Origin of the sequence: Streptomyces sp. NBC_00691 (genome assembly GCF_036226665.1) — a bacterium.
Lineage (GTDB): Bacteria > Actinomycetota > Actinomycetes > Streptomycetales > Streptomycetaceae > Streptomyces.
The window spans coordinates 4,233,327-4,256,687 of record NZ_CP109007.1 but is presented as its reverse complement, the minus strand read 5'-3'; the positions used below and the strand labels follow the sequence as shown (position 1 = coordinate 4,256,687).

Below are 23,361 nucleotides of genomic sequence, written 5' to 3'. Positions count from 1 at the left end.
CCCGCCCTCGTGCACGCCCGTCTCCCGGCGCAGGTGTCATCCTTGGTCTTCGACGGAACCCCGCGTGGGGAGTAAATTACCCCGTGGGGTATCTAGGAGGAGTGGCTGTGGAACTGGATCTCGCTGGTGCGGAGCTGAAGTCGGTACTGAACCGGCTCCGCCGGGCTCAGGGCCAGATCTCCGGCGTGATCCGGATGATCGAGGAAGGCCGCGACTGCGAGGAGGTCGTGACCCAGCTGGCGGCCGCCTCCCGGGCCCTCGACCGGGCCGGGTTCGCGATCATCGCGACCGGCCTGCAGCAGTGCCTGACCGACGTCGAGGACGCCCGCCGGAACGGCGAGGACCGTGACGCGATGCGCGCCCGGCTGGAGAAGCTCTTCCTGTCGCTGGCGTGACCGCCGCGCTTCCGGACGCGGACGTGCCCCCGGGGGAGATCCCCCGGGGGCACGTCTCGTACGGCGGCGGCTCCCGGGCCGCCCTCCCGTGCGATCAGTCGGTCGCGAGGCCCTTGAGGCGCTTCGCGATCGTCGTCAGACGGCGGCCCTGGTAGCGGGCGGCCGCGAGGACCGGCTCCTCCGGGGCGCCGTTCGCACCCGGGTGGGCGGTGCCGTACGGGTTGCCGCCGGCCGCGTAGACCGCCGGGTCCGTGAAACCGGGGGAGACGATGACCGAGCCCCAGTGGTGGAAGGTGTTGTAGAGCGCGAGCAGCGTCGACTCGTTGCCGCCGTGCAGGTTGTGGGCACTGGTGAAGGCGGTCGCGGGCTTGTCCGCCATGACGCCCTGCTGCCAGAGGCCGCCCGAGGTGTCGATGTACTGCTTCAGCTGCGCGGCCACGTTGCCGAAACGGGTCGGGGAGCCGAGCGCGTACGCGTCCGCCCACTCCAGGTCGTCGAGGGTGGCGACCTCCACGTCACCGGTGGCGTCCACATGGGCGCGCCACGCCGGGTTCGAGTCGATGGCGGCGGCGGGGGCGAGCTCGGTCACCCGGCGCAGCCGCACCTCGGCGCCCGCCTTCTCGGCACCCTCCGCAACGGCCTGGGCGAGCTGGTGAACGGCACCCGTGGCCGAGTAGTAGATGACGGCGACCTTCACGGACATGGCGATCTCCTCAAGCGGATCAGTTTCCGTTTCAACGTCATGAGACTAAACGGATTGCTATCCGTTTCGCAAGGGGAACGGGTATGCTCACATCGAGGGCTACCGGAACGGGGAGACGGGGCGCGAAAAGGCAAACAGCGCGACGCAGCGCGCAACAGGGCGCACGGGCGGCGCACCAGGAACAGGAGTCGGCAGATGAGCACCGAGATACCGCGGGCCGGACACACGTCGGCACCCCTGCTCGGCCTTCTCCCCACCGTCGGGACACCCGCGCCCGAGCGCGCCGACGCCGCCCGCAACCGGCGCAAGATCCTCGACGCCGCCGCCCGGATCGTCAGCGAGGACGGCCCCCAGGCCGTCACCATGAACCAGGTCGCCCACGCCAGCGGCATCGGCGTCGGCACGGTCTACCGCCGCTTCGGCGACGTCTCCCAGCTCCTGTGGGCGCTCCTCGACGACCGCGAGCGCCAGTTCCAGGAGTCGTACATGAGCGGCCCGCCGCCGCTCGGCCCCGGCGCCCCCGCCGACGCCCGGCTCGACGCCTTCCTCGACGCGCTCGTCGACCGGGTCCGCGAGCAGCGCGAGATCCTGCTCGCCGCGCACTCCGCAGCGCCCCGCGCCCGCTACCACAGCGGCGCGTACCGGGTGATGCACACCCATGTGGCCCTGCTCATCGGGCGGTTGAGGCCCGGCTCCGACAGCACGCTCCTCGCGCACCTGCTGCTCGCCCCGTTCTCGCCCGACGTCATGCACCATCTGACGGTCGAGCAGGAGCTGTCGGCGGACCGCCTCAAGGCGGGCCTGCAGGAACTGCTCCGCCTGCGGGCCTGAGCGCCGGGACGGAGGGGGCCGGTGGCACGGGCCGGGGGGACGGGCCGGGGGACGGGCCGGGTCCACGGACCGGAGCCGACCTGCCGGGTCAGATCCCGCCCAGTGTCGCCAGGCCGTCCAGCACCCGGGCCAGGCCGAAGCGGTACGCGTGTTCCGCGTCGTACAGGCCGTCGTACGCGATCGCCGCCGCCTCCCCCACCCGGCTCGCCAGCGGGAACCGCGACTGGTCCAGCGCCCGGGCCAGCAGCGGCTCGTGGGCTTCCCACCACTCCCCGTCCGACATCGCGCTCTCCCGCGCCACGGCCCGCGCGTCCAGCTCCGCGCGGGCGCCGGCCTGGACGAAGCCGAGGACGTACGTCAGCGCCGAGTCCCGGGCCACGTCGTCGAGGCCGAGACCCTCGAAGGCGCCCAGCTCGTACTCGTACTTGGTCATCACGCCGGGCCCCAACGGGGCGCGCACGATGCGCAGTTCGACCAGCCACGGGTGGCTCAGGTGCAGGGTCCTGTTCGCGTCCGCGACCGCCGTGACGCGGGACCGCCAGGGCTCCTCCGGGCGGAACGGCGGCCGGTCCATGCGCAGGAAGACGGCGTCGAGCATGAGGTCGAGGAGTTCGGCCTTGCCGGGGACGTACGTGTAGAGCGTCATCGGGGTCACGCCGAGGTGCTGGGCCACCGCGCGCATGGTCAGCGCGTCCAGTCCGCCGGCGTCGGCGAGCGCGATCGCCGCGTCCACGACGGCGTCCACCGTGAGGCCCTGTCTCGGGCCGCGGCGCCCCGCCGGGGCGGCCGAGCCGTCGCGCCACAGCAGCTCCAGGGTGCGCGCCGGGTCGCCCGCGCCGCTGCTGCTCTTCCCCTTCGCTCCCGCCATGCCGCTCCCGTCCCTCATCGCGTGTGTCGTGTTCTTCATTTTTTTCGCGTTCTCGCAGGTCAGAATAGCTCCCGCTTACTTTGTACGTTGTATAGAGTACGCTTCCCCCGCATACAGGACGACCACCGGAGGGCGCACGCATGAACCACCCCGTCGCAGCGGACAGCCACCACGTCATCCAGGTCCGCGGGGCCAGGGAGAACAACCTCAGGAACGTCGACGTCGACCTCCCCAAGCGCCGCCTCACCGTCTTCACCGGAGTCTCCGGCTCCGGAAAGTCCTCCCTCGTCTTCGGCACCATCGCCGCCGAGTCGCAGCGCCTGATCAACGAGACCTACAGCGCCTTCCTGCAGTCCTTCATGCCGTCGCTCGCCCGCCCCGACGTCGACGGACTGCACAACCTGAGCGCCGCGATCGTCGTCGACCAGGAGCGGATGGGAGCCAACTCCCGCTCCACCGTGGGCACCGCCACCGACGCGTACACGATGCTGCGGATCGTCTTCAGCCGCCTCGGCACCCCGCACGTCGGCACCTCGGGCGCGTTCAGCTTCAACCTGCCCGAGGGCATGTGCCCGCGCTGCGAGGGCACCGGCCAGATCTCCGACATCGACGTCGACGAACTCGTCGACCGCACCAAGTCCCTCAACGAGGGCGCCATCACGGTGCCGGGCTACGCCGTCGACTCCTGGATGTGGCAGATCATGGCCCACTCCGGCTTCTACGACCCCGACAAGAAGCTCGCGGACTTCACCGAGCGGGAGTGGGAGGACTTCCTCCACAAGCCGTCCTGCAAGGTGAAGGTCGGCAGCAACAACTTCACCTACGAGGGCCTCGTGGTGAAGCTCCAGCGGACCGTCCTCACCAAGGACCGGGAGGCCATGCAGGCCCACATCCGCGCCTTCGTCGACCGGGCCGTCGGCTTCCGGACCTGCCCCGAGTGCGAGGGCGCCCGGCTCACCCGGGCCGCGCTGTCCTCCCGTATCGACGGGGTCAACATCGCCGAGTGCTCGGCGATGCAGATCAGCGACCTCGCCGCGTTCGTCCGCCGGATCGAGGACCCCGCCGTCGCGCCGCTCCTCGCCGGCCTGCGCGAACTCCTGGACTCGCTCGTCGAGATCGGCCTCGGCTACCTCTCCCTCGACCGGTCGTCCGGCACGCTCTCCGGCGGCGAGGCGCAGCGCGTGAAGATGGTCCGCCACCTCGGCTCCCCGCTCACCGACGTCACGTACGTCTTCGACGAGCCGACCACCGGACTGCACCCGCACGACGTGCGGCGCATGAACGACCTGCTCCTGCGGCTGCGCGACAAGGGCAACACCGTGCTCGTCGTCGAGCACAAGCCCGAGGTCATCGAGATCGCCGACCACGTCGTCGACCTCGGCCCGCGGGCCGGGACCGCGGGCGGCGAGATCTGCTACAGCGGAAACGTTCCGGGACTGCGCACCTCCGGCACCCTCACCGGGAACCACCTCGCGCACCGGGCGAAGCTCCGTGCGGAGGTACGGGTTCCCACCGGCGCGCTGAGCATCACCGGCGCCACCCAGCACAACCTCAAGGACGTCAGCGTCGAGATCCCTGCCGGGGTCCTGACCGTCGTCACGGGCGTGGCGGGCTCCGGCAAGTCCTCCCTCATCCACGGCAACCTGCCGGGCCGCGAAGGGGTCGTCGTCGCCGACCAGTCCCCCATCCGGGGCTCGCGCCGCTCGAACCCGGCGACGTACACCGGGCTCCTCGGCCCGATCCGTACGGCCTTCGCCAAGGCCAACGGCGTCAAGCCGGCCCTCTTCAGCGCCAACTCCGAGGGCGCCTGCCCGCGCTGCAACGGCCTCGGGCTGGTCTACACCGACCTCGCCATCGCGGCGGGCGTCGCGTCGGTCTGCGAGGAGTGCGAGGGGAAGAGGTTCACGCCCGAGGTCCTCACGTACCGGCTCGACGGCAAGAACATCCACGAGGTCCTGTCGCTGTCGATCGAGGAGGCGTACGACTTCTTCACGGCGAAGAGCCAGGCCCGCACGATCCTCGGACGCCTCAAGGACGTAGGCCTCGGCTACCTCCGCCTCGGACAGCCCCTGAACACGCTCTCCGGCGGCGAGCGGCAGCGCCTCAAGCTGGCGATCCACATGGCGGAGAAGGGCGCGGTGTACGTCCTGGACGAGCCGACCACCGGGCTCCACCTGGCCGACGTCGACAAACTGCTCGCCCTCCTCGACCGGATCGTCGAGTCCGGCAACACGGTCGTCGTGATCGAACACCACCAGGCCGTGATGGCCCACGCGGACTGGCTGATCGACCTGGGCCCCGGGGCGGGGCATGACGGGGGGCGCGTGGTGTTCGAGGGGACGCCGGCGGAACTGGTCTCGAAGTCGGACACCCTGACGGCCCAGCACCTCCGGGAGTACGTGCAGGCCTGAGGCCGGAGCCGCGCGGCGGGGGTGTCCACGGCTTGGGAGGCGGTGGACCTCCGGGTGGGTCGGGACGCAGCATTTCCGCATGAGCGATCCCTCCAAGACCTTCCTCATCCTGCACGGCTACCAGAACCGCCGGCCCCCCGAGCACTGGCAGCACTGGCTCGCCCGGCAGCTGCGGGCCCGCGGGCACGACGTGCGTTATCCGCAGCTGCCCGCGCCCGAGGCCCCCGTGCTCGGCGACTGGCTCGACGCGCTCGACGAGCACGGCACCCGGCCCGCGCGGGGCGAGTTCGTCGTGCTCGCGCACAGCCTGTCCGTGCTGCTCTGGCTGCGGGCCGGCGCACGCCGGCCCGCGGCCGACCGGGTGCTGCTCGTCGCCCCGCCCTCGCCGCCCGTCACCGCCGGGATCCCCGAGATCGCGGCCTTCGCCGACGGACTGGACCTGGCGGAGACCGGGCTCGACGCGCGTCTCGTGCACGGCGACGGCGACCCCTACTGCCCCGACGGCGCCGACCTGCACTACGGTCTCCCGCTCGGCCTGGACATGGACCTCGTACCGGGCGGGAAGCACCTCAACCCCGACTCCGGGTACGGGGAATGGCCCTCGCTCCTGGAGTGGTGCGAGGACCCTTCGGTGCGGATCGAGGGTCGTTAGGCTCGGTCGGATGTACTCCGACCACATCGCACCGTACGACCAGGGCCTGCTCGACGTGGGCGACGGCAACCGCATCCACTGGGAGGTCTCCGGCAACCCGGAGGGCCGGCCCGCGCTCGTCGTCCACGGCGGTCCGGGCTCCGGGTCCTCGCCGCGGGGTCGCCGTCTCTTCGACCCGGAGGCGTACCGCCTGGTCCTCTTCGACCAGCGGGGCTGCGGCCGTTCCACCCCACACGCGAGCGACCCGGCCGCCGACATGGCGGTGAACACCACCGCGCATCTGGTCGCCGACATGGAGCGGCTGCGCGAGCACCTGGGGATCGACCGCTGGCTGCTGTACGGCGGGTCCTGGGGCTCCACCCTGATCCTGGCGTACGCGGAGGCGCACCCGGAGCGGGTCACGGAGATCGTGATCGCGGCCGTGACGACGACCCGCCGTTCCGAGACGGCCTGGCTGTACGACGGGGTGGGACGGTTCTTCCCCGAGGCCCACGAGCGTTTCCGGGCGGGCGCCGGCGGGGCCGCGGACCCGGTGGGCGCCTACGCGGCCCTGATGAACCACCCCGACCGGGCCGTACGGGAGAAGGCCGCTGCCGACTGGTGCGCCTGGGAGGACGCGGTCCTGTCGATGGAGGGCATGGGCACTCCGTACACCGACCGGGTCGACGACACCCGGCTCGGTTTCGTCCGGATCTGCTCGCACTATTTCGCGCACGGCGCCTGGCTGGAGGAGGGTGCCCTGATCCGGGACGCCCATCGGCTCGCCGGCATCCCCGGGGTCCTGATCCATGGCCGGCTCGACATGGGCGGGCCGCTCGGTACCGCCTGGGAGCTGTCCCGGGCCTGGCCGGACGCCGAGCTGCACGTCGTCGAGACCGCCGGTCACCTGGGCGGGGAGGAGACGGGGAAGCTGATCCTCGCCGCCCTCGACCGCTTCGCGAAGGGGTGAGTCCACCAGGCGATCAACCTGGCCGGGCGGGATGATCGGAACATGAGCCCCGCGTCCAAGAGCCCCGCCGCCTCCCACCCGAAGCACCCTGAGATCCATCTCGCCCAGCAGGCGGAGGCGGACGCGCTGCTCGGCCGGTCGCCGCTGGCCGCGCTCGTCGGCATGCTGCTCGACCAGCAGGTGCCCATGGAGTGGGCCTTCTCCGGGCCGTACACCATCGCCCAGCGGCTCGGCGCGGACGATCTCGACGCGCACGAGATCGCCGCCCGGGACCCGGAGGAGTTCGCCGCGCTGCTCTCCGCGAAACCCGCCGTGCACCGCTACCCGGGGTCGATGGCCCAGCGCGTACAGCGACTGTGCGCGTTCCTCGTGGAGGAGTACGGGGGCGATGCCGAAGCAGTCTGGGCGGACGCGGCGAGCGGGAAGGAGCTGCTCGGGCGTCTCCAGGCACTGCCCGGCTTCGGCAAGCAGAAGGCGCAGATCTTCCTGGCCCTGCTGGGCAAGCAGTACGGGGTCCGGCCCACGGGCTGGCGGGAGGCTGCGGGCGCGTACGGCGAGCAGGGCTCGTACCGCTCGGCCGCCGACATCACGGGCCCGGAGTCGCTGGTGAAGGTGCGGGCCCACAAGCAGGAGATGAAGGCGGCGGCGAAAGCGGCGAAAGCCGCCAAGGAGCCGAAACCAGACGGGAATTGAAAATTCCAGATTTCAATCCTGCTCTATGTGACAGGAATTGTGGAGAAGGTGTTCACAGGAGGCCCTGCCGATCGCTAACTTCCCCTCAACCTCGTCCGTAACGGGAAGGACTTCTGTGAACGCTACCCAGCGCCGGGCCGCGGCCATTCTGGCCGCCGCCGCCCTCGCCACCCCGCTGGTGCTCGCCTCCCCCGCCACCGCGGTGAAGGACCCCTCGGCCGCACCCGCCCGCGATGCCGCCAGGCTGGCGAAGAAGCTGGTCCGCGAAACCACTGGCCAGGACGCCTACAAGCACCTGCAGAAGTTCCAGGCGATAGCCGACTCGGCCGGCGGTCACCGCGCGGCCGGCACGCTCGGACACGACGCCTCGGCCGCATACGTGTACCAGCAGCTCAAGAAGGCCGGCTACGACGTCTCGTACGAGCAGTTCGACTTCATCTACACCGAGACGCTCGCCGAGAAGGTCTCCGTGGAGGCGCCCGCGCCGCGCGCCCTCGAGATCCACGCCATGACGTACACCAAGTCCACCCCGGTCGGCGGCATCAAGGCCGATCTGGTCGCCGTGCCCGTCGACGCCGACGGCACCACCGGCTGCGAGCCGGGCGACTACGCCGCGGGCGCCTTCACCGGCAAGGTCGCGCTCATCAAGCGCGGCGGCTGCTCCTTCGCGATCAAGCAGCAGCAGGCCGCGGCGGCCGGCGCCGCCGGCGCGATCGTCTACAACAACGTCGACGGCATCCTCTCCGGCACCCTCGGCGAGCCGGCCGCGGGCAAGATCCCGACCGGTGGCATCAGCCTGGCCGAGGGCGAGAAGCTCGCCGCCGACCTCGCCAAGGGCCCGGTCAAGCTCTCCTTCGAGATCCGCCAGCTCCAGGAGAAGCGGATCACCAACAACGTCATCGCGGAGACCAAGGGCGGCAACGCCGCCAACACCGTGATGCTCGGCTCGCACCTCGACTCCGTCACCGCGGGCCCCGGCATCAACGACAACGGCTCCGGCTCCGCCGGTCTCCTGCAGACCGCCCTGGAGCTCGCCAAGTCGAAGGACAAGGTCCGCAACAAGGTCCGCTTCGCCTGGTGGTCCGCGGAGGAGAACGGTCTCCTCGGCTCCGACCACTACGTCAAGAACCTGACCGCGCTCGACAAGAGCGAGATCAAGCTCTACCTCAACTTCGACATGATCGCCTCGCCGAACTACGGCCTGTTCGTCTACGACGGCGACAACTCGGACAACGTCGGCGAGGGCGCCGGCCCCGCGGGCTCCGCCCAGCTGGAGCGCGACATCACCGACTTCATGGGCTCGCGCGGCCTCCCGCACGAGGGCACCGACTTCTCCGGCCGCTCCGACTACGGCCCGTTCATCAAGGTCGGCATCCCCTCCGGTGGCACCTTCACCGGCGCCGAGGGCATCAAGACCGCAGCCCAGGCAGCCAAGTTCGGCGGCACGGCGGGAGTCGCGTACGACGTGAACTACCACGCCAAGGGCGACGACCTGAAGAACATCAACATGAAGGCCTTCGACGCCAACATCAAGGTCATCGCCAACGCCGTCGGCACCTACGCCCACGACATCTCCTCGCTGCGCAAGCCGGTCGTCTCCACCCCGACCACGGGCGGCGAGAGCAGCGGCGGCGGCCTGCACAGCGACCACCACGAGGTCACGGAGTAGTCCTGCCGGCCCCGCCGGCTCCTGCGGCGGGGCTACCTCTTGCGGCGGGCGGTGCCGAAGATCGAGCGGCTGATCTCCCGGCCCAGCTGGGTGCCGATCGAGCGCGCCAGGGACTTGAAGACCCCACTGCCCACCACCTGTTCGGCGAGGGAGGGCTCCGGCTTCGGAGCCCTCCCTCCGCCCTGCCTCCCGGCCTCCTCCGCCTTCTCCGCCTCCTTGGCGGCCGCCGCCTCCAGCGCCGCCGCCTCCGCCGCCCGCTGCTCGGCCGTCAGCTTCTCGTACGCCGACTCGCGGTCCACCGCCTCGGCGTACCGCCCGTAGAGCGACGAACCCTTCACCGCCGCCTCCAGGGCGGCCGCGTCGATCGGGCCCATCAGCGACTCCGGCGCCCGCAGCCGGGTCGCCGCGACCGGGGTCGGGGCGCCCTTCTCGCTGAGGACGGTGATCACCGCCTCGCCCGTACCGAGGCCCGTGAGGACCTCCTCCAGGTCGTACGGCGAGTTCGGGAAGGTCCGTACCGTCGCCTTCAGGGCCTTCGCGTCGTCCGGGGTGAACGCGCGCAGCGCGTGCTGCACCCGGTTGCCCAGCTGTGCGAGCACATCCGAGGGCACGTCCTTCGGCGTCTGCGTCACGAAGAACACGCCGATCCCCTTCGAGCGGATCAGCCGCACGGTCTGGGTGACCGACTCCAGGAAGGCCTTGGACGCCCCGTTGAACAGCAGGTGCGCCTCGTCGAAGAAGAACACCAGCTTCGGCTTCTCCAGATCGCCCACCTCCGGCAGGTCGCCGAAGAGATCCGCCAGCATCCACATCAGGAAGGTCGAGAAGAGCTGCGGCTTGTCCTGCACCGACGGCAGCTCCAGGACCGAGACGATGCCGCGCCCGTCCGCCGCCGTCCGCAGGAACTCGCCCGTGTCGAACTCCGGCTCCCCGAAGAAGTCCCCCGCTCCCTGCTGCTCGAAGGCCGTGATCGACCGCAGGATCACCCCGGCCGTCACCGTGGAGAGCCCGCCGATCCCCTTGAGCTCGGCCTTCCCCGTGTCCGAGACCAGGAACGCCACCACCGCCCGGAGGTCCTTGAGGTCCACCAGCTCCAGGCCCTTGGAGTCGGCGTAGTGGAAGATCAGGCCGAGCGACTGCTCCTGCGTCTGGTTGAGCTGGAGCACCTTCGACAGCAGTACGGGGCCGAAGCTGGTCACGGTGGCGCGCACCGGGATCCCGGGGCCGGTCCCGCCGAGGCCGTAGAACTCGCAGGGAAAGCCCGTCGCCCGCCACTCCTGGCCGACCTGGGCGGCCCGCTCCCTGACCTTCTCGCCGTCCACGCCGGGGGCCGAGACGCCGGAGACGTCGCCCTTGATGTCGGCGAGGAAGACCGGCACTCCGTTGGCCGAGAGCTGCTCGGCGATCAGCTGGAGCGTCTTCGTCTTGCCGGTGCCGGTCGCGCCGGCGACCAGTCCGTGCCGGTTGAGCACGGGCAGCGGGATGCGGATCGGCGCGTCCGGGTGACACGCGCCGTCCCAGAGCAGAGCCCCCAGATCGAGTGCCGCGCCCTCGAAGGCGTACCCGGCGGCGATCTCGGCGGCAGGGCCGCCCGGCGCGGCCGGTGGCTGCTCGCTCACGCTCATCACGGCACCCCAATTCCGGTTTGTCACGGTTCGCACCAGCATCCCACTGCCCGTGCATGGCTGCGCCGGGAGCCGCTCGCCCGGTAGGCTTTCCGTGTGATCTTCAAGCGCATCGGAAACGGAAAGCCGTATCCCGACCACGGCCGGGAAAGCACCCGGCAGTGGGCGGACGTCGCCCCGCGCCCGGTCCGCCTCGATCAGCTGGTCACCACCAAGGGCCAGCTGGACCTGGAGACGCTGCTCGCCGAGGACTCCACGTTCTACGGCGACCTCTTCGCGCACGTCGTGAAGTGGCAGGGCGATCTCTACCTCGAGGACGGACTGCACCGAGCCGTCCGCGCGGCGCTCCAGCAGCGCCAGGTGCTGCACGCCCGCGTCCTGGAAATGGACTGAGACGGCGCCGACCGGCCCCGTCCTCGCTGACCCTTTCGGGGTCAGTTCGCCCCCATCCGGACGCGATCACATGATCATCAAGTAGGCATCGCCGACGGGCGGCATTACGCTGCGTTCATGAGCATGCTCACTCCCCCCGGAATGGGCGGAAAGTACCGCATCACGGGGGACGTCTACCCGCGCATGCGCCGCCCCCACCGCCGGCGCAGGATCATCCTCGCGGCCGCGGCCGCCGTGGTCGTGCTCGGCGCGGCCGGCTGGGGCACGCTCCAGCTCGTCGACGTCTTCTCCGGCGACGAGGGCACCCGTGCGACGGCCGGCAAACAGGCCGACTGCAAACCCGCCGCCCGAGCGACGACCGCACCCGCGGCCGCCCTCCCCAAGCCCGCCCAGATCACGGTCAACGTCTACAACGCGACCCCGCGCAGCGGGCTCGCCAAGACGACCGCGGACGAGCTCAAGAAACGCGGCTTCAAGATCGGCAAGGTGGGGAACGCACCCGCCGCCTACGACAAGAAGGTCCCCGGCGCCGGTCTGATCCTCGGCGCCACGACCGCCGCCAAGGGCGTCTTCCCGGTCCTCGGCACCCAGCTCGCGGGCGCCACGACGAAGACGGACACCCGGGGCACGGCGGACGTGGACCTGATCATCGGGACCGCCTTCAAGAACCTGGCCCCGAAGACGACGGCGGACGCGGCCCTGGTCGCCCTGACCAAGCCCGCGCCCGTACCGACAGGAAAGTGCTGAGGGCCCCAAGAGGGGCAACGCTCCGCGGAGCCGGCTGCGTCGTGTACGACGGAGCCGGCTGCAGCTCTATTCGGCGGAGCCGACTGCAGCTCTATTCGGCGGAGCCGACTGCAGCTCTATTCGGCGGAGCCGTACATGCGGTCGCCCGCGTCGCCCAGGCCCGGAACGATGTAGCCGTTCTCGTTGAGACGCTCGTCGACCGAGGCCGTCACGACGGTGACGGGGGTGCCCGCCAGTTCGCGCTCCATGATCTCGACGCCCTCCGGGGCGGCGAGGAGCACGACCGCGGTCACGTCGTCGGCACCGCGCTTGATGAGCTCCCGGATGGCCGCGACGAGCGTGCCACCGGTCGCCAGCATCGGGTCCAGGACGTACACCTGGCGGCCCGAGAGGTCCTCCGGCATGCGCGTCGCGTAGGTCGACGCCTCCAGCGTCTCCTCGTTGCGGATCATGCCCAGGAAGCCGACCTCGGCCGTCGGAAGCAGCCGGACCATGCCGTCGAGCATGCCGAGCCCGGCACGCAGGATCGGGACCACCAGCGGACGCGGGTACGACAGCTTCACGCCGGTCGTCGGCGTGACGGGGGTCTCGATGTCGACCTGCTCGGTCCGGACGTCCCTGGTGGCCTCGTAGGCGAGCAGGGTGACCAGCTCGTCGGCGAGCCGACGGAAGGTCGCGGAGTCCGTGCGCTTGTCGCGCAGCGTGGTGAGCTTGTGGGCGACCAGCGGGTGATCGACGACGTGGAGACGCATGACTCAACAGTAGCCCGCCGCGCACTGGCATCGACCCACGCCACTGGGGGAAGGTGGGTGGCACGGGGACCCAGCGATGGGGTGGAGTGGCCGATGCCCGACCTGGAAGAACCGGCCGACGGCGCCGCCGAGAGGGCGGCCCGGCGACCGACACCGGAGACGGACGCGGAGCGCCGGAGGCGCCGCGCCCAGTTCCTCCGTGAACTCGGCGAGGCGAAGGCGCTGCGCGAGCGCGTCCAGCCGCGACGCGCGCGGGCGGCCCGGATGCGCCAGGCCATGCGCATGCGCACCTTCCGCTGGTGAGAAGCCCGCCCGGAATCCGGCGGAGGCCGGCCGGGGGCACGACGGAGGCGCGCCGGGAATCCGCCGGAGGGGCGCCAGGAGCCCCGCGGTGCCTGACGGGTCCCTGAAACGTGATCCTGCCGCTCCGTCCCCGGCCGCACCCCGTTCCGTCCCTATGTGCGCCCCCTGCGTGCGCCGGGGTCGCACGCCCGCCCGATCGCGGGGTCGTTCAGACTGATGCACGACGCAAGAGCCGAAGACCTCTCCTGTGGGCGCCGCATCTGTCACGATGCCGATTGGGCGGGGCATCAGGAGCGCGCCGCCGGATCGTCACACCTCTGATCAGTGGGAGAGAGTCAGGTGTACTTCGCCGCACTGCTCGCGCGCACCGAAGACGGGTGGGAAGCGAGCGACACGGAGCTCGACGACGTGGAGACCCTGTCGGATCTGACCGAGCTCGCCCGCGAGGCCTCGGACGACGACACGGTGATCGTCTTCATCGAGCAGGAGGACGCGTGGTTCGGGATCGTACGGATCGAGGGTGAGGAAGACCCTCGCATCTACGTCTCGGACGGCGCCGCCGCCGCCCGTTCCTCGTACGGGGAGATCCTCACCCGGGAGATCCTCGGCGACGACCTGGACGACATCGTCGACGAGCTCGAATCGCTGGACCTGGACGGTACGGAGGACGGGGAGCCGCTCGACGGCGACACGGACGACGACGAGGAGACGAGCGTCGCGGCCGAGGCCGTGCCGGCCGCTCCGGTCGGCGACCGGCTGATCCTCGCGGACCTCGGCATGCCGCCGGCCGATCTGCTGGCGCTCGAGAGCGACGCGCTCGCGGAGATCGCGGACGCGCTGGGGGCCGCCGAGGTCCTGGAGGCCGTCCGATAGTGGGGCGCGCTGTACCTGTCGTACCGGTGCCCGACCCGGTTCGGGACCCCTGGCGGGACGCCATGCGACTCGCCCTCGCCGAGGCCGACGCGGCCCTGCCGGCCGGTGACGTACCGGTCGGCGCGGTCGTGCTCGGCCCAGGCGGCGCCGTGCTCGCCCGCGGGCACAACGAGCGGGAGGCGGCCGGTGACCCCACCGCGCACGCCGAGCTGCTCGCCCTGCGCCGGGCGGCCGCGGCGACCGGCGAGTGGCGGCTGACGGGCTGCACGCTGGTCGTGACCCTGGAGCCGTGCGTGATGTGCGCGGGGGCACTCGTCCAGTCGCGGGTCGAGCGGGTGGTGTTCGGAGCGCCGGACGAGAAGGCGGGCGCGGCGGGTTCGCTCTGGGACCTCGTACGGGACCGTCGGCTCAACCATCGCCCCGAGGTGATCCAGGGCGTGCTCGGCGAGGAGTGCGCGGCGCAGCTCACGGCCTTCTTCCGCACCCGCTGACCTGCCGCGGGATACGGATTTCATCGCAGCGCGAGTTTCGGCTAAGCTCTCTCTCGGTAGCGTGTCCGAGCGGCCGAAGGAGCTCGCCTCGAAAGCGAGTGTGGGGAAACTCACCGAGGGTTCAAATCCCTCCGCTACCGCCAGCGAGAGCCCCTCCGATCTGTGGAAGCAGATCGGAGGGGCTCTTTCTTTTGCTTCTGCTGTCGACGGGCGAGAAGGCGGGTGCACAAGGCCCGGGGGCTTGGCAGGGCCTGGGGACCGGGTCAGGGCTTGGGCGGCGCGGTCGGGCCTGGGCGGGGCACGGGCGGGCCTGGGCGGGGCGTGCCGGGGCCCCTGGCAAGGTCTCTGGCCCTCCGTCAGCCGGAGGCGGGCCGAGCCGGTTCGTACGGTGCCGGCCTCCGGCCTGATCGACAAGACACCCCTAGCGGCGGCGCCGGCTCTCCAGGAGTTCGATCCCGCCGATGACGACGAGGACGATTCCCAGCGGACGTCCTCTGAACCAACCGAACTCGAGATCCGGGAAGAACAGGGCGAGCACTCCGCCCGCGACGATCGCCGTCAGCCCGAAGACGCGCTTCATACCGGTGAGTCCCCCCCTGTCACATGCGTGCGCTCGCCAAAGAGACCGCCAACTTCTCGGCACGTTACGCCGAATGGCGGACGAGACACCACAGGTCGATGGCCGAATCGCGGAGCCCGGCCGAAAGCCGACGGCTGAGGCGCGGGCCGGCCCCGGACGGCGTCAGGCGCCCCGGGAACCGACCGTGCCGGGACAGATCGCTAGGACGGGGGGAGCGGCATCGGGGGGACAAGCCGCTCCCCCCGATGAGAACCGGTCCTACAAGTCCTGCGCCACGGTCAGGGGGGAAGCTCGTGGCGCGGACCCCGCAGTGCGGGCCGGTTCCAGGAGCCCTTCCGATTCCTGCCAGATCGTCCGGGCTCGACATCCATCCTGCTCCGTCGTCACCCTTCCGGGGGGCGGCGAAAGGCCTCGATCGCCGGGCCCTTGGTCCATAAAGCCTCGGTTAGAGTGGCGCGGTCGTACGGCGGGGGAACAGGCGGGGGAACAGGGGAGGGCTGGCCATGGCGCAAGCGAAGAAGGTCGCGCTCTATGCGGTCTCGGTCTTCGTGCTGTACACGATCATCACGTCCCCGGCCCGGGCCGCCGATCTCGTGCAGGTAGGGTTCGAGGGCATTTCCAGCGCCGCCCAGGGTGTCGGCGAGTTCATGACCGAACTCATCAACTAGGAGCCCTTCGTGATCCGCCATCTGGTCCTCTTCAAGCTCAACGACGGTGTCGCACGCGACGAGCCGCGCGTCGTCGCCGGCGTGGAGGCGTTCCGCGCCCTCGGCGACCAGATCCCGGAGCTGCGCTTCTGGGAGTGCGACTGGAACATCACGGACCGGCCGATCGCGTACGACTTCGCCATCAACTCGGCCGTCGAGGACACCGACGCGCTCCAGCGCTACCTGGACCACCCCGCGCACCAGGCGGGTGTCGCCCAGTGGCGCGAGTTCGCCACCTGGGTGATCGCGGACTACGCGTTCTAGTCCCCGGTCGTCGCCAGGCCCCCCGCCGTCGAGGTGGGGGGCTTTTCCGTGTCTGATTCCGCGCGTGACCTCCCCTTTTTCCGCCAGTATGCCCTCAACACGTCACTATGCGGTGCTTGCACACAGTGGACATGTCTTGTGATGCTATGACCGCTTTTGACGGATGAGTTGACCGTAGTTGACCCAGTGGACCCGCAAGACCAGCCGAAGGGGTGGCGTGAACGTGCCGGCCAGTACAGCGCCTCAGGTCCCGCCCCAGCACGAGGCAGGCGGCGCGGAGACCCCCCGCCCCCGGCCCCAGAGCACCCGTGGCGCCGACACCCGCGCCCTCACCCAGGTGCTCTTCGGGCAGCTCAAGAACCTGGAACCGGGCACCCCGGAGCACCACCGGGTGCGTGGGGCCCTCATCGAGGCCAACCTGCCGCTCGTCCGGTACGCGGCGGCCCGGTTCCGCTCCCGCAACGAGCCGATGGAGGACGTCGTCCAGGTCGGCACCATCGGCCTCATCAACGCCATCGACCGCTTCGACCCCGACCGCGGCGTCCAGTTCCCGACGTTCGCCATGCCGACCGTCGTCGGCGAGATCAAGCGGTACTTCCGCGACAACGTCCGCACCGTGCACGTGCCCCGCCGTCTGCACGAGCTCTGGGTCCAGGTGAACGGCGCCACCGAGGACCTCACCACCGCCCACGGCCGCTCCCCCACGACCGCCGAGATCGCCGAGCGGCTGCGGATCGGGGAGGACGAGGTACTCGCCTGCATCGAGGCCGGACGCTCGTACCACGCGACCTCCCTGGAGGCCGCGCAGGAGGGCGACGGGCTGCCCGGACTGCTCGACCGGCTCGGCTACGAGGACCCGGCACTGGCCGGCGTCGAGCACCGCGACCTCGTCCGGCATCTGCTCGTCCAACTGCCCGAGCGGGAGCAGCGGATCCTGATGCTGCGCTACTACAGCAATCTGACGCAGTCCCAGATCAGCCAGGAACTGGGCGTCTCCCAGATGCATGTGTCAAGGCTCCTCGCCCGCAGCTTCGCACGTTTGAGATCCGCAAACAGAATCGAGGCGTAGCTGAATCGGGTAGACCGGTTCGGAGCAGTTCAGCGGCGCCCCAAATGCCGCACACCCCTTGTTTCCTGCGGATATACGCCCTCGGCTTGTCGACATGTCACTACAGCGTGTTGCCGACATGTGACATTCTGCTGGAACCGAGTTTGCCGCAGCCCCGCCGCCGGTATTCAGGTGGTGGCTGCGTTCCTCAGATGGTCGCGGCCACCGCGACCGTCCGCGACCTCAAGGGGGTGGCATGTCCACAGAACTGGGCAGCTCGAAGGTGCTCACGCTCTCGCCCGTTCCCGTGCCCACGCAGACGACGGCGCCGACCGCGACCGACAGCGCGGAGGCCACGCCTCCGCCGATGCCCGTCACGTCGGGAGCCCTCGACACCCGCACCCTCTCGCGCTCCCTCTTCCTGAGGCTGCGCGCCCTCGACACCGCGGGCGCCGCCGCGGACAGCCCGGAGCGGACCTACGTCCGCGACACCCTGATCGAGCTCAACCTCCCCCTCGTGCGGTACGCGGCGGCCCGCTTCCGCTCCCGCAACGAGCCGATGGAGGACATCGTCCAGGTCGGCACCATCGGCCTGATCAAGGCGATCGACCGCTTCGACTGCGAACGGGGCGTGGAGTTCCCGACGTTCGCGATGCCGACGGTCGTCGGTGAGATCAAGCGCTTCTTCCGCGACACCTCCTGGTCGGTCCGCGTCCCGCGCCGGCTCCAGGAGCTGCGTCTGGCCCTCACCAAGGCCAGCGACGAACTCGCGCAGAAGCTCGACCGCTCCCCCACCGTGCCCGAACTCGCCGCCGTGCTCGGGGTGTCGGAGGAGGATGTCGTCGACGGCCTCGCCGTGGGCAACGCGTACACCGCCTCCTCGCTCGACTCCCCCTCGCCCGAGGACGACGGCGGCGAGGGCTCCCTCGCCGACCGCCTCGGCTACGAGGACACGGCGCTCGAAGGCGTGGAGTACCGCGAGTCGCTCAAGCCGCTGCTCGCCAAACTCCCGCCCCGGGAACGGCAGATCATCATGCTGCGCTTCTTCGCCAACATGACCCAGTCGCAGATCGGCGAAGAGGTCGGCATCTCCCAGATGCACGTCTCACGGCTGCTCACCCGCACCCTCGCCCAGCTGCGCGAGGGCCTCATCGCCGACTGAGTTCCGCGAAGGACTCCCCAGTTGACGGTCCGTCAGACAGACTGACGGTCATGAGGCGAAGGAAGCCCGGACTCGTAGCGGTGGCGCTCTGCCTCGGCGGGGCGCTGACCGCCTGTGGCGGCGGAGGAGACGGCGAGGGGTACGCGGCGGTGGGCGCCGGCCCCTCCCCGGGAGCGGCGGGAACCCCCTCGGGCGCGGTCACCCTGGTACCCCTGGACGGCCCCACCACGAGCGGGGACACGTCCAGCACCTCGTCCCCCTCACCGGCGCCGGGCACGGCCCCGGGAGCGGGATCCGGCGGGTCATCCGCACCACCGCCCGGAGACGGCGTGGACGGCGTCACGACGCCCCCGGGCGCACCACCCGGCCCTTCCGGCACAGGATCGGGTACGGGATCGAGCACGGGGTCCGGCTCCGCCGCGCCCGGCGGCTCCGGCTCGGGCTCCGGCGGCCCGCCCTCGGGCCCCGGAACCGGAAGCGGCACCCCTCCTCGTACACCTTCCCCCACCCCCTCGGAGCCCGCGCCCGGCACCACCGCCCCGGCACCGTCCGCGACCCCGGCTCCCACGCCGACGCCCGCCCCCGGACCCGCCGCGCTCACCGTCTCCGCGCCCGTCCTCGCCGACGGCGACCGGCGCTGGTGCGAGAAGGTGACGGTCACCTTCCGGAACAGCGGCGGAACGGCGGCCCGTTCGGGCACGGTCACGTTCGCCACCCATGTCATCGGGGCCCTCGGCGTCGACTGGGCGACGCTCACGTCCACCCGGCCGCTGCCCGCGCCGATCGCCGCGGGGACGACGCGGACGGAGACGTACACCGTGTGCGTGGACTCCTGGCGGGTGCCGCTCGGGATGCGGATCGACACCCTGAAGGTCACCGCTACCTGGCGGTGACGGGGAAGCTCACCGCGGTCAGGCGCTCCGACAGCTCCCACAGCGTGCGCCCCGTCCCCGGGTCGGCCGCCGCGTCGGAGGGACGCACCCGCGTGGGCGCGCCGCGCAGCTCTCCCATGCCGTCGGGGCCGATGAACTCGCCGCCCGACAGGCCCGGTTCGGTGGCCGCGTACAGCTGCGGCAGCGCGCCCCGCTCCGGCCGCTGGGCGAGCAGCGGGTTGCCGATGCGGCCGAACGCCAGCTTCACCAGGCCCGAGGTGTCACGGGTCTGGAGCCGGGTCGCCGTGTAGCCGGGGTGGGCGAGCACGCTCCGGACCGGGCTGCCGGCCTCGCTGAGGCGCCGGTGGAGTTCGAGACCGAAGACGGTGTTGGCGAACTTCGTCTGGTTGTAGAAGGCCATGGGCGTGTAGCCGCGTTCTCCGCTGAGGTCGTCGAGGCGGAGGCTGCCCTGCCGGTGATTGATCGAGCTGACCGTGACCACCCGGGGGTCCCGCCCGGCGGCGAGCAGGTCGAGCAGCAGCCCGGTGAGCGCGAAGTGGCCGAGGTGGTTGGTGGCGAACTGGAGCTCGTGCCCCTGGGCGCTCAGGGTGCGGGGCGGGGCCATCACACCGGCGTTGTTGACGAGCACGTCCAGGCGCGGGTGCTCCTCGTGCAGCCGGTCGGCGAAGGCACGTACCGAGTCGAGGTCGGCGAGGTCGAGCGGGCGTACGGCGAGCAGGTCCGGCGCGATCCCGGCCGCGACGAGCTCGTCGGCGGCCCGGCGGCCCTTCCCCTCGTCCCGTACGGCGAGGATCACCCGCCCGCCGCGGTCGGCGAGCGCGCGGGTGGTGGCGAGCCCGAGGCCGCTGTTGGCCCCGGTGACGAGGATGAGCCGCCCGGTCTGGTCCGGGATCCGGTCGGCGGTCCAGCGCTGCTTCATGGTCATGCTACACACGCTGCCGTTTGTGTCACCGAGTGTCAAGCACGCAAATGAGTGCCATGCGCGCATCCTGGTGTCACCGAAGGCACCACGTTACGATTCCGACCGTGAGCACCCGCCCCGCAATCGACCCCGGTCCCGGCCGCACCGCCGGCCCCGCCCCCGCGAGCCTGGCCCAGCGCAAGCGTCAGCTCGTCGCCACCGAGCTGACCGAGGCGGCCCTCCAGCTGCTCGCCCTCAAGGGCTTCGACGCCGTCACCGTCGACGAGATCGCGACCACCGCCGGGGTCTCCAAGCGGACCTTCTTCCGGTACTTCGCGTCCAAGGAGGACGTGGTCGTCCAGTTCCTGGCCGACATGGGCGCCGACATGCGCGCGGGCCTCGCCGCCCGGCCCGCCGGGGAGCGCCCCTCCGAGGCGCTCCTGCACGCCGTCTCCGTACCCCTGACGGTCTGCGACGCCCACGCCGAGCGGGCCCTGCCGGTGGTCCGGCTGATCCTGCGCACCCCCGCGCTGCTCGCCCGCCTCCTCGAACACCAGGCGCGGTGGCGGGAGGAGCTGACGGAGGAGCTGGCGGTCCGTCTGGACCGCGACCCCCGGGCCGACCTCTATCCCCGGCTCGCCGCCGGCATGGCGCTGGCCGCCTTCGACGCCGTACTGCACCGGTGGAGCGAGGGCGAGGACGCCGGGAGTTCCGCGGACCCGAGCGCCCTGATCGGTGAGGCCTTCGCGGCGCTGGCGCCCGCCCTGGACTCCGTCTCCGTCACCGCCTGAGAGCGCCCGACGGGCGCGGGCCCCGAGCGCGCAGCCTCCGAGGGCTCGGCCCGCGACCGCGCACGAAGAAAGGTGGGCCGGGGCCGCGTGACGCGGATCCGGCCCACCTCGGGGCTCGGTGAAGGACGGTTCGGTCAGCCCAGGGCCAGCCAGGCGACGGCCGCCAGGACGACGATCACCGCGACCACGCCCACGATCAGGCCGACCTTCGGGCCGCCCGAAGAGGCCGCGGCCTGCGGCTGCCGCTGCTGCGGGGCGCCCTCGTCGACGAAGGCGCGGAACATCTGCGTGTTGCCGGCGGGGTCGTAGGAGCCCTCGGGGCCCTGGCCCTGGCCGTACGGTGCTTGGGGGTTGTGTGCCATGGGTCAGGACCCTAGCGAAGTACAGGTGAGGGGCCCAAGCCCCGTACCCCCACCTCTGCGGAACCGTCCGCGACCCACACCTCCACTCCACCTTTGCCTATTCTTTAGCGCCGTTTGACCGATTTAGTTTGCCTGGAGCAACCATCGATCTCTATGGTTGCCCTAAGCAACAACATCTGGGGAGTGCCCGATGGACGTCTCGACGGACAGCTCACTGGACCGGGGCAATCGCTACGAGAACCTCGCCCGCCAGGTGAGCGCCATCGGAGCGGTGAAGCGCGGCCTCGGACGGGTCCTGCCCGCCGAGTGCCCCAGCGGATCCGCCATCGTCCTCGCCCTGCTCAACCACCACGGCGACATGCGGATGGGCCGGGTGGCCGAGCTGATGGCCGTCGACATGTCGGTCAGCAGCCGGCACGTGGCCCACACCGTGGACCGCGGCTGGGTCGAGCGCCTGCCCGACCCTGCCGACCGGCGCTCCCGGATCCTGCACCTGACCCGGGCGGGCGAAGACATGCTCGCCGTCCTCGACCGACGGCTGACCGGCATGCTCGCCCGCACCCTCGCGGAGTGGTCCGACGACGACGTCGAACTGCTCACCACCCTGCTCGCCCGCCTCCGCGATTCCTTCGGGGACTGCCGGGCCCACCACGCTTGAGAACGAAGGAACTTGATGGCTACGACCACCACACCAGACACCGGTGTGAGCGGCGGGAGCGCCAAGCAGGGGGACACCGCCTCCGGCGGCGCCCCGATGACGCACAAGCAGATCATGGAGGCGCTGTCCGGGCTGCTGCTCGGCATGTTCGTCGCCATCCTGTCCTCGACGATCGTCTCCAACGCCCTCCCCCAGATCATCACCGACCTGGGCGGCGGCCAGTCCGCCTACACCTGGGTGGTCACCGCCGCACTGCTGTCGATGACCGCGACCACCCCGCTCTGGGGCAAGCTCGCGGACCTCTTCTCCAAGAAGCTGCTCGTCCAGATAGCCCTGGTCATCTACGTGGCTGGCTCGGTCGTCGCCGGTCTCTCGCAGAGCACCGGCATGCTCATCGCCTGCCGCGTCGTCCAGGGCATCGGCGTCGGCGGTCTGACCGCCCTCTCCCAGATCATCCTGGCCGCGATGATCGCCCCGCGTGAGCGCGGCCGGTACAGCGGCTACCTCGGCGCGACCTTCGCCGTCGCCACCGTCGGCGGTCCGCTGCTCGGCGGCGTCATCACCGACACCGACTGGCTCGGCTGGCGCTGGTGCTTCTACGTGGGCGTGCCCTTCGCGATCATCGCGCTGATCGTCCTGCAGAAGACCCTCAAGCTCCCCGTCGTGAAGCGCAAGGTCAAGGTCGACTGGGCCGGCGCCTTCTTCATCAGCGCCGCGGTCTCCCTCCTGCTCATCTGGGTCACCTTCGCGGGCGACAAGTACGACTGGATGTCCTGGCAGACGGCCGTGATGGTGCTCGGCGCGATCGCGCTCGGCGGGATCTTCCTGCTCGTCGAGTCGAAGGCCAGCGAGCCGATCATCCCGCTCCGCCTCTTCCGCAACCGCACGATCACCCTCGCCTCGCTCGCCTCGCTCTTCGTGGGTGTCGCGATGTTCGCCGGCACGGTCTTCTTCAGCCAGTACTTCCAGCTGGCGCGCAACGAGTCGCCGACGATGTCCGGCGTCCTCACCATCCCGATGATCGCGGGCCTGTTCGTCTCCTCCACCGTCTCGGGTCTCGTCATCACCAAGACCGGCCGGTGGAAGGCGTGGCTGGTCAGCGGCGGCGCCCTCGCCGCGGGCGGTCTCGGCCTGCTCGGCACGATCCGCTACGACACGACGTACTGGCACATCGCGCTGTTCATGGCGGTCCTGGGCCTCGGCCTCGGCATGATGATGCAGAACCTCGTGCTCTGCACCCAGAACCAGGTGGCCCCCGCCGACCTCGGTGCCGCCTCCTCCGTCGTCACCTTCTTCCGCTCCCTGGGCGGTGCGATCGGTGTCTCGGCGCTCGGCGCGGTCATGGCCCACCGGGTCACGGACTACGTCAAGGAGGGCCTGACCGAGCTGGGCCCGAAGGCCGCGGCCGCGATGGGCCAGGGCGGCTCGGGCGGCGGGATCCCCGACATGGACAAGCTGCCGGCCCCGATCCGTACGGTCATGGAGAGCGCCTACGGGCACGGCGTCGGCGACGTCTTCCTCTACTCGGCGCCGTTCGCGCTGCTGGCCTTCGTGGTGACGCTCTTCATCAAGGAAGTCGCCCTGAAGAGCAGCTCGGTGAAGGGTTCCGAGGAGGCTTCGCAGAAGGCCTAGAAAAGCTC

General features: G+C 71.0%; 27 protein-coding genes and 1 tRNA gene. 21 read left to right on the top strand and 7 right to left on the bottom strand.

The genetic code is table 11. From position 1 onward, the window contains the following. The first annotated feature begins 107 nt into the window (after window positions 1–107). Window positions 108–395, top strand: coding sequence for a metal-sensitive transcriptional regulator (locus tag OG392_RS19215; protein ID WP_030318196.1), 288 nt, complete (start codon window positions 108–110; stop codon window positions 393–395). Window positions 396–489: 94 nt separating this feature from the next. Here OG392_RS19215 and wrbA read toward each other — a convergent pair whose 3' ends face one another. Beyond that, window positions 490–1,098 (bottom strand): NAD(P)H:quinone oxidoreductase, encoded by a 609-nt coding sequence (gene wrbA, locus OG392_RS19210; RefSeq protein WP_329281014.1) that lies wholly within the window; start codon window positions 1,096–1,098, stop codon window positions 490–492. Window positions 1,099–1,293: 195 nt separating this feature from the next. Here wrbA and OG392_RS19205 point away from each other — a divergent pair, with 195 nt between their 5' ends. Further along, complete coding sequence (locus tag OG392_RS19205; RefSeq protein ID WP_329281012.1) at window positions 1,294–1,929, top strand: TetR/AcrR family transcriptional regulator; 636 nt, start codon at window positions 1,294–1,296, stop codon at window positions 1,927–1,929. Between the two features lie 88 nt (window positions 1,930–2,017). Here OG392_RS19205 and OG392_RS19200 read toward each other — a convergent pair whose 3' ends face one another. Continuing rightward, on the bottom strand, window positions 2,018–2,797 hold the full coding sequence (locus OG392_RS19200) for a TetR/AcrR family transcriptional regulator (protein WP_329287360.1): 780 nt from the start codon (window positions 2,795–2,797) through the stop codon (window positions 2,018–2,020). A 140-nt stretch (window positions 2,798–2,937) separates the two neighbouring features. Here OG392_RS19200 and OG392_RS19195 point away from each other — a divergent pair, with 140 nt between their 5' ends. The 5 genes from OG392_RS19195 to OG392_RS19175 all read left to right on the top strand — a co-directional run bounded on the left by OG392_RS19195 (window position 2,938) and on the right by OG392_RS19175 (window position 9,171). Then, a complete protein-coding gene (locus tag OG392_RS19195) occupies window positions 2,938–5,208 on the top strand; it encodes an excinuclease ABC subunit UvrA (protein ID WP_329281010.1) in 2,271 nt (756 codons plus the stop codon). A gap of 79 nt (window positions 5,209–5,287) precedes the next feature. Then, window positions 5,288–5,860, top strand: coding sequence for an RBBP9/YdeN family alpha/beta hydrolase (locus OG392_RS19190; RefSeq protein ID WP_329281008.1), 573 nt, complete (start codon window positions 5,288–5,290; stop codon window positions 5,858–5,860). Window positions 5,861–5,870: 10 nt separating this feature from the next. Next, window positions 5,871–6,809, top strand: coding sequence for a prolyl aminopeptidase (pip, locus tag OG392_RS19185; protein WP_329281005.1), 939 nt, complete (start codon window positions 5,871–5,873; stop codon window positions 6,807–6,809). Between the two features lie 42 nt (window positions 6,810–6,851). Then, window positions 6,852–7,502 carry an HhH-GPD-type base excision DNA repair protein gene (locus OG392_RS19180; RefSeq protein WP_329281003.1) on the top strand — a complete coding sequence of 217 codons (651 nt, stop codon included), beginning with the start codon at window positions 6,852–6,854 and terminating at the stop codon, window positions 7,500–7,502. A gap of 115 nt (window positions 7,503–7,617) precedes the next feature. Then, window positions 7,618–9,171: a M28 family metallopeptidase gene (locus OG392_RS19175; RefSeq protein ID WP_329281001.1), complete on the top strand. Its 1,554-nt coding sequence runs from the start codon at window positions 7,618–7,620 to the stop codon at window positions 9,169–9,171. A gap of 32 nt (window positions 9,172–9,203) precedes the next feature. On the opposite strand, the gene OG392_RS19170 is transcribed toward OG392_RS19175, so the two are convergent. Continuing rightward, a complete protein-coding gene (locus tag OG392_RS19170) occupies window positions 9,204–10,796 on the bottom strand; it encodes a helicase HerA-like domain-containing protein (protein ID WP_329280999.1) in 1,593 nt (530 codons plus the stop codon). 96 nt (window positions 10,797–10,892) lie between these two features. On the opposite strand from OG392_RS19170, the gene OG392_RS19165 reads away from it, so the two are divergent. Continuing rightward, a complete protein-coding gene (locus tag OG392_RS19165) occupies window positions 10,893–11,189 on the top strand; it encodes a type II toxin-antitoxin system VapB family antitoxin (RefSeq protein ID WP_015034993.1) in 297 nt (98 codons plus the stop codon). A 117-nt stretch (window positions 11,190–11,306) separates the two neighbouring features. Further along, window positions 11,307–11,936, top strand: a complete 630-nt coding sequence (locus tag OG392_RS19160; RefSeq protein ID WP_329280997.1) for a LytR C-terminal domain-containing protein — start codon at window positions 11,307–11,309, stop codon at window positions 11,934–11,936. A 116-nt stretch (window positions 11,937–12,052) separates the two neighbouring features. Here OG392_RS19160 and upp read toward each other — a convergent pair whose 3' ends face one another. Beyond that, complete coding sequence (upp, locus tag OG392_RS19155) at window positions 12,053–12,688, bottom strand: uracil phosphoribosyltransferase (protein ID WP_024756127.1); 636 nt, start codon at window positions 12,686–12,688, stop codon at window positions 12,053–12,055. 93 nt (window positions 12,689–12,781) lie between these two features. Between upp and OG392_RS19150 the strand changes: the two genes are divergently transcribed. The 4 genes from OG392_RS19150 (at window position 12,782) to OG392_RS19135 (ending at window position 14,498) form a co-directional block, all read left to right on the top strand. Beyond that, entirely contained in the window at window positions 12,782–12,991 is a 210-nt protein-coding gene (locus OG392_RS19150; RefSeq protein ID WP_329280994.1) for a hypothetical protein, read from the top strand. 339 nt (window positions 12,992–13,330) lie between these two features. Next, entirely contained in the window at window positions 13,331–13,864 is a 534-nt protein-coding gene (locus OG392_RS19145; protein ID WP_329280992.1) for a tRNA adenosine deaminase-associated protein, read from the top strand. 62 nt (window positions 13,865–13,926) lie between these two features. Further along, window positions 13,927–14,355 carry a tRNA adenosine(34) deaminase TadA gene (tadA, locus tag OG392_RS19140; RefSeq protein WP_443055082.1) on the top strand — a complete coding sequence of 143 codons (429 nt, stop codon included), beginning with the start codon at window positions 13,927–13,929 and terminating at the stop codon, window positions 14,353–14,355. A 55-nt stretch (window positions 14,356–14,410) separates the two neighbouring features. Beyond that, a tRNA-Ser gene (locus OG392_RS19135) sits at window positions 14,411–14,498 on the top strand. Between the two features lie 278 nt (window positions 14,499–14,776). Here the strand turns inward: OG392_RS19135 and OG392_RS19130 are convergent. Next, entirely contained in the window at window positions 14,777–14,935 is a 159-nt protein-coding gene (locus OG392_RS19130; protein ID WP_329280988.1) for a hypothetical protein, read from the bottom strand. 503 nt (window positions 14,936–15,438) lie between these two features. Here OG392_RS19130 and OG392_RS19125 point away from each other — a divergent pair. The 5 genes from OG392_RS19125 to OG392_RS19105 all read left to right on the top strand — a co-directional run bounded on the left by OG392_RS19125 (window position 15,439) and on the right by OG392_RS19105 (window position 19,009). Then, window positions 15,439–15,603 carry a hypothetical protein gene (locus tag OG392_RS19125; RefSeq protein ID WP_167346861.1) on the top strand — a complete coding sequence of 55 codons (165 nt, stop codon included), beginning with the start codon at window positions 15,439–15,441 and terminating at the stop codon, window positions 15,601–15,603. A gap of 9 nt (window positions 15,604–15,612) precedes the next feature. Next, window positions 15,613–15,906, top strand: a complete 294-nt coding sequence (locus OG392_RS19120) for a Dabb family protein (protein ID WP_055599441.1) — start codon at window positions 15,613–15,615, stop codon at window positions 15,904–15,906. Between the two features lie 223 nt (window positions 15,907–16,129). Next, window positions 16,130–16,975, top strand: coding sequence for an RNA polymerase sigma factor SigF (locus tag OG392_RS19115; RefSeq protein WP_030318136.1), 846 nt, complete (start codon window positions 16,130–16,132; stop codon window positions 16,973–16,975). Window positions 16,976–17,210: 235 nt separating this feature from the next. Continuing rightward, complete coding sequence (locus OG392_RS19110) at window positions 17,211–18,116, top strand: RNA polymerase sigma factor SigF (RefSeq protein WP_329280985.1); 906 nt, start codon at window positions 17,211–17,213, stop codon at window positions 18,114–18,116. 50 nt (window positions 18,117–18,166) lie between these two features. Beyond that, window positions 18,167–19,009: a hypothetical protein gene (locus tag OG392_RS19105; RefSeq protein ID WP_329280983.1), complete on the top strand. Its 843-nt coding sequence runs from the start codon at window positions 18,167–18,169 to the stop codon at window positions 19,007–19,009. Here the strand turns inward: OG392_RS19105 and OG392_RS19100 are convergent. After that, complete coding sequence (locus tag OG392_RS19100; RefSeq protein ID WP_329280980.1) at window positions 18,996–19,934, bottom strand: oxidoreductase; 939 nt, start codon at window positions 19,932–19,934, stop codon at window positions 18,996–18,998. The two genes, OG392_RS19105 and OG392_RS19100, sit on opposite strands and share 14 nt — an antisense overlap. Window positions 19,935–20,026: 92 nt before the next feature. Here OG392_RS19100 and OG392_RS19095 point away from each other — a divergent pair, with 92 nt between their 5' ends. Next, entirely contained in the window at window positions 20,027–20,701 is a 675-nt protein-coding gene (locus tag OG392_RS19095; protein WP_443055081.1) for a TetR family transcriptional regulator, read from the top strand. Window positions 20,702–20,835: 134 nt separating this feature from the next. On the opposite strand, the gene OG392_RS19090 is transcribed toward OG392_RS19095, so the two are convergent. Next, window positions 20,836–21,063: a hypothetical protein gene (locus OG392_RS19090; RefSeq protein WP_329280977.1), complete on the bottom strand. Its 228-nt coding sequence runs from the start codon at window positions 21,061–21,063 to the stop codon at window positions 20,836–20,838. A gap of 190 nt (window positions 21,064–21,253) precedes the next feature. Between OG392_RS19090 and OG392_RS19085 the strand changes: the two genes are divergently transcribed. Next, a complete protein-coding gene (locus OG392_RS19085; RefSeq protein ID WP_329280975.1) occupies window positions 21,254–21,721 on the top strand; it encodes a MarR family winged helix-turn-helix transcriptional regulator in 468 nt (155 codons plus the stop codon). A 15-nt stretch (window positions 21,722–21,736) separates the two neighbouring features. Beyond that, window positions 21,737–23,353, top strand: a complete 1,617-nt coding sequence (locus OG392_RS19080) for an MDR family MFS transporter (RefSeq protein ID WP_329280973.1) — start codon at window positions 21,737–21,739, stop codon at window positions 23,351–23,353. The last annotated feature ends 8 nt before the right edge of the window (window positions 23,354–23,361 follow it).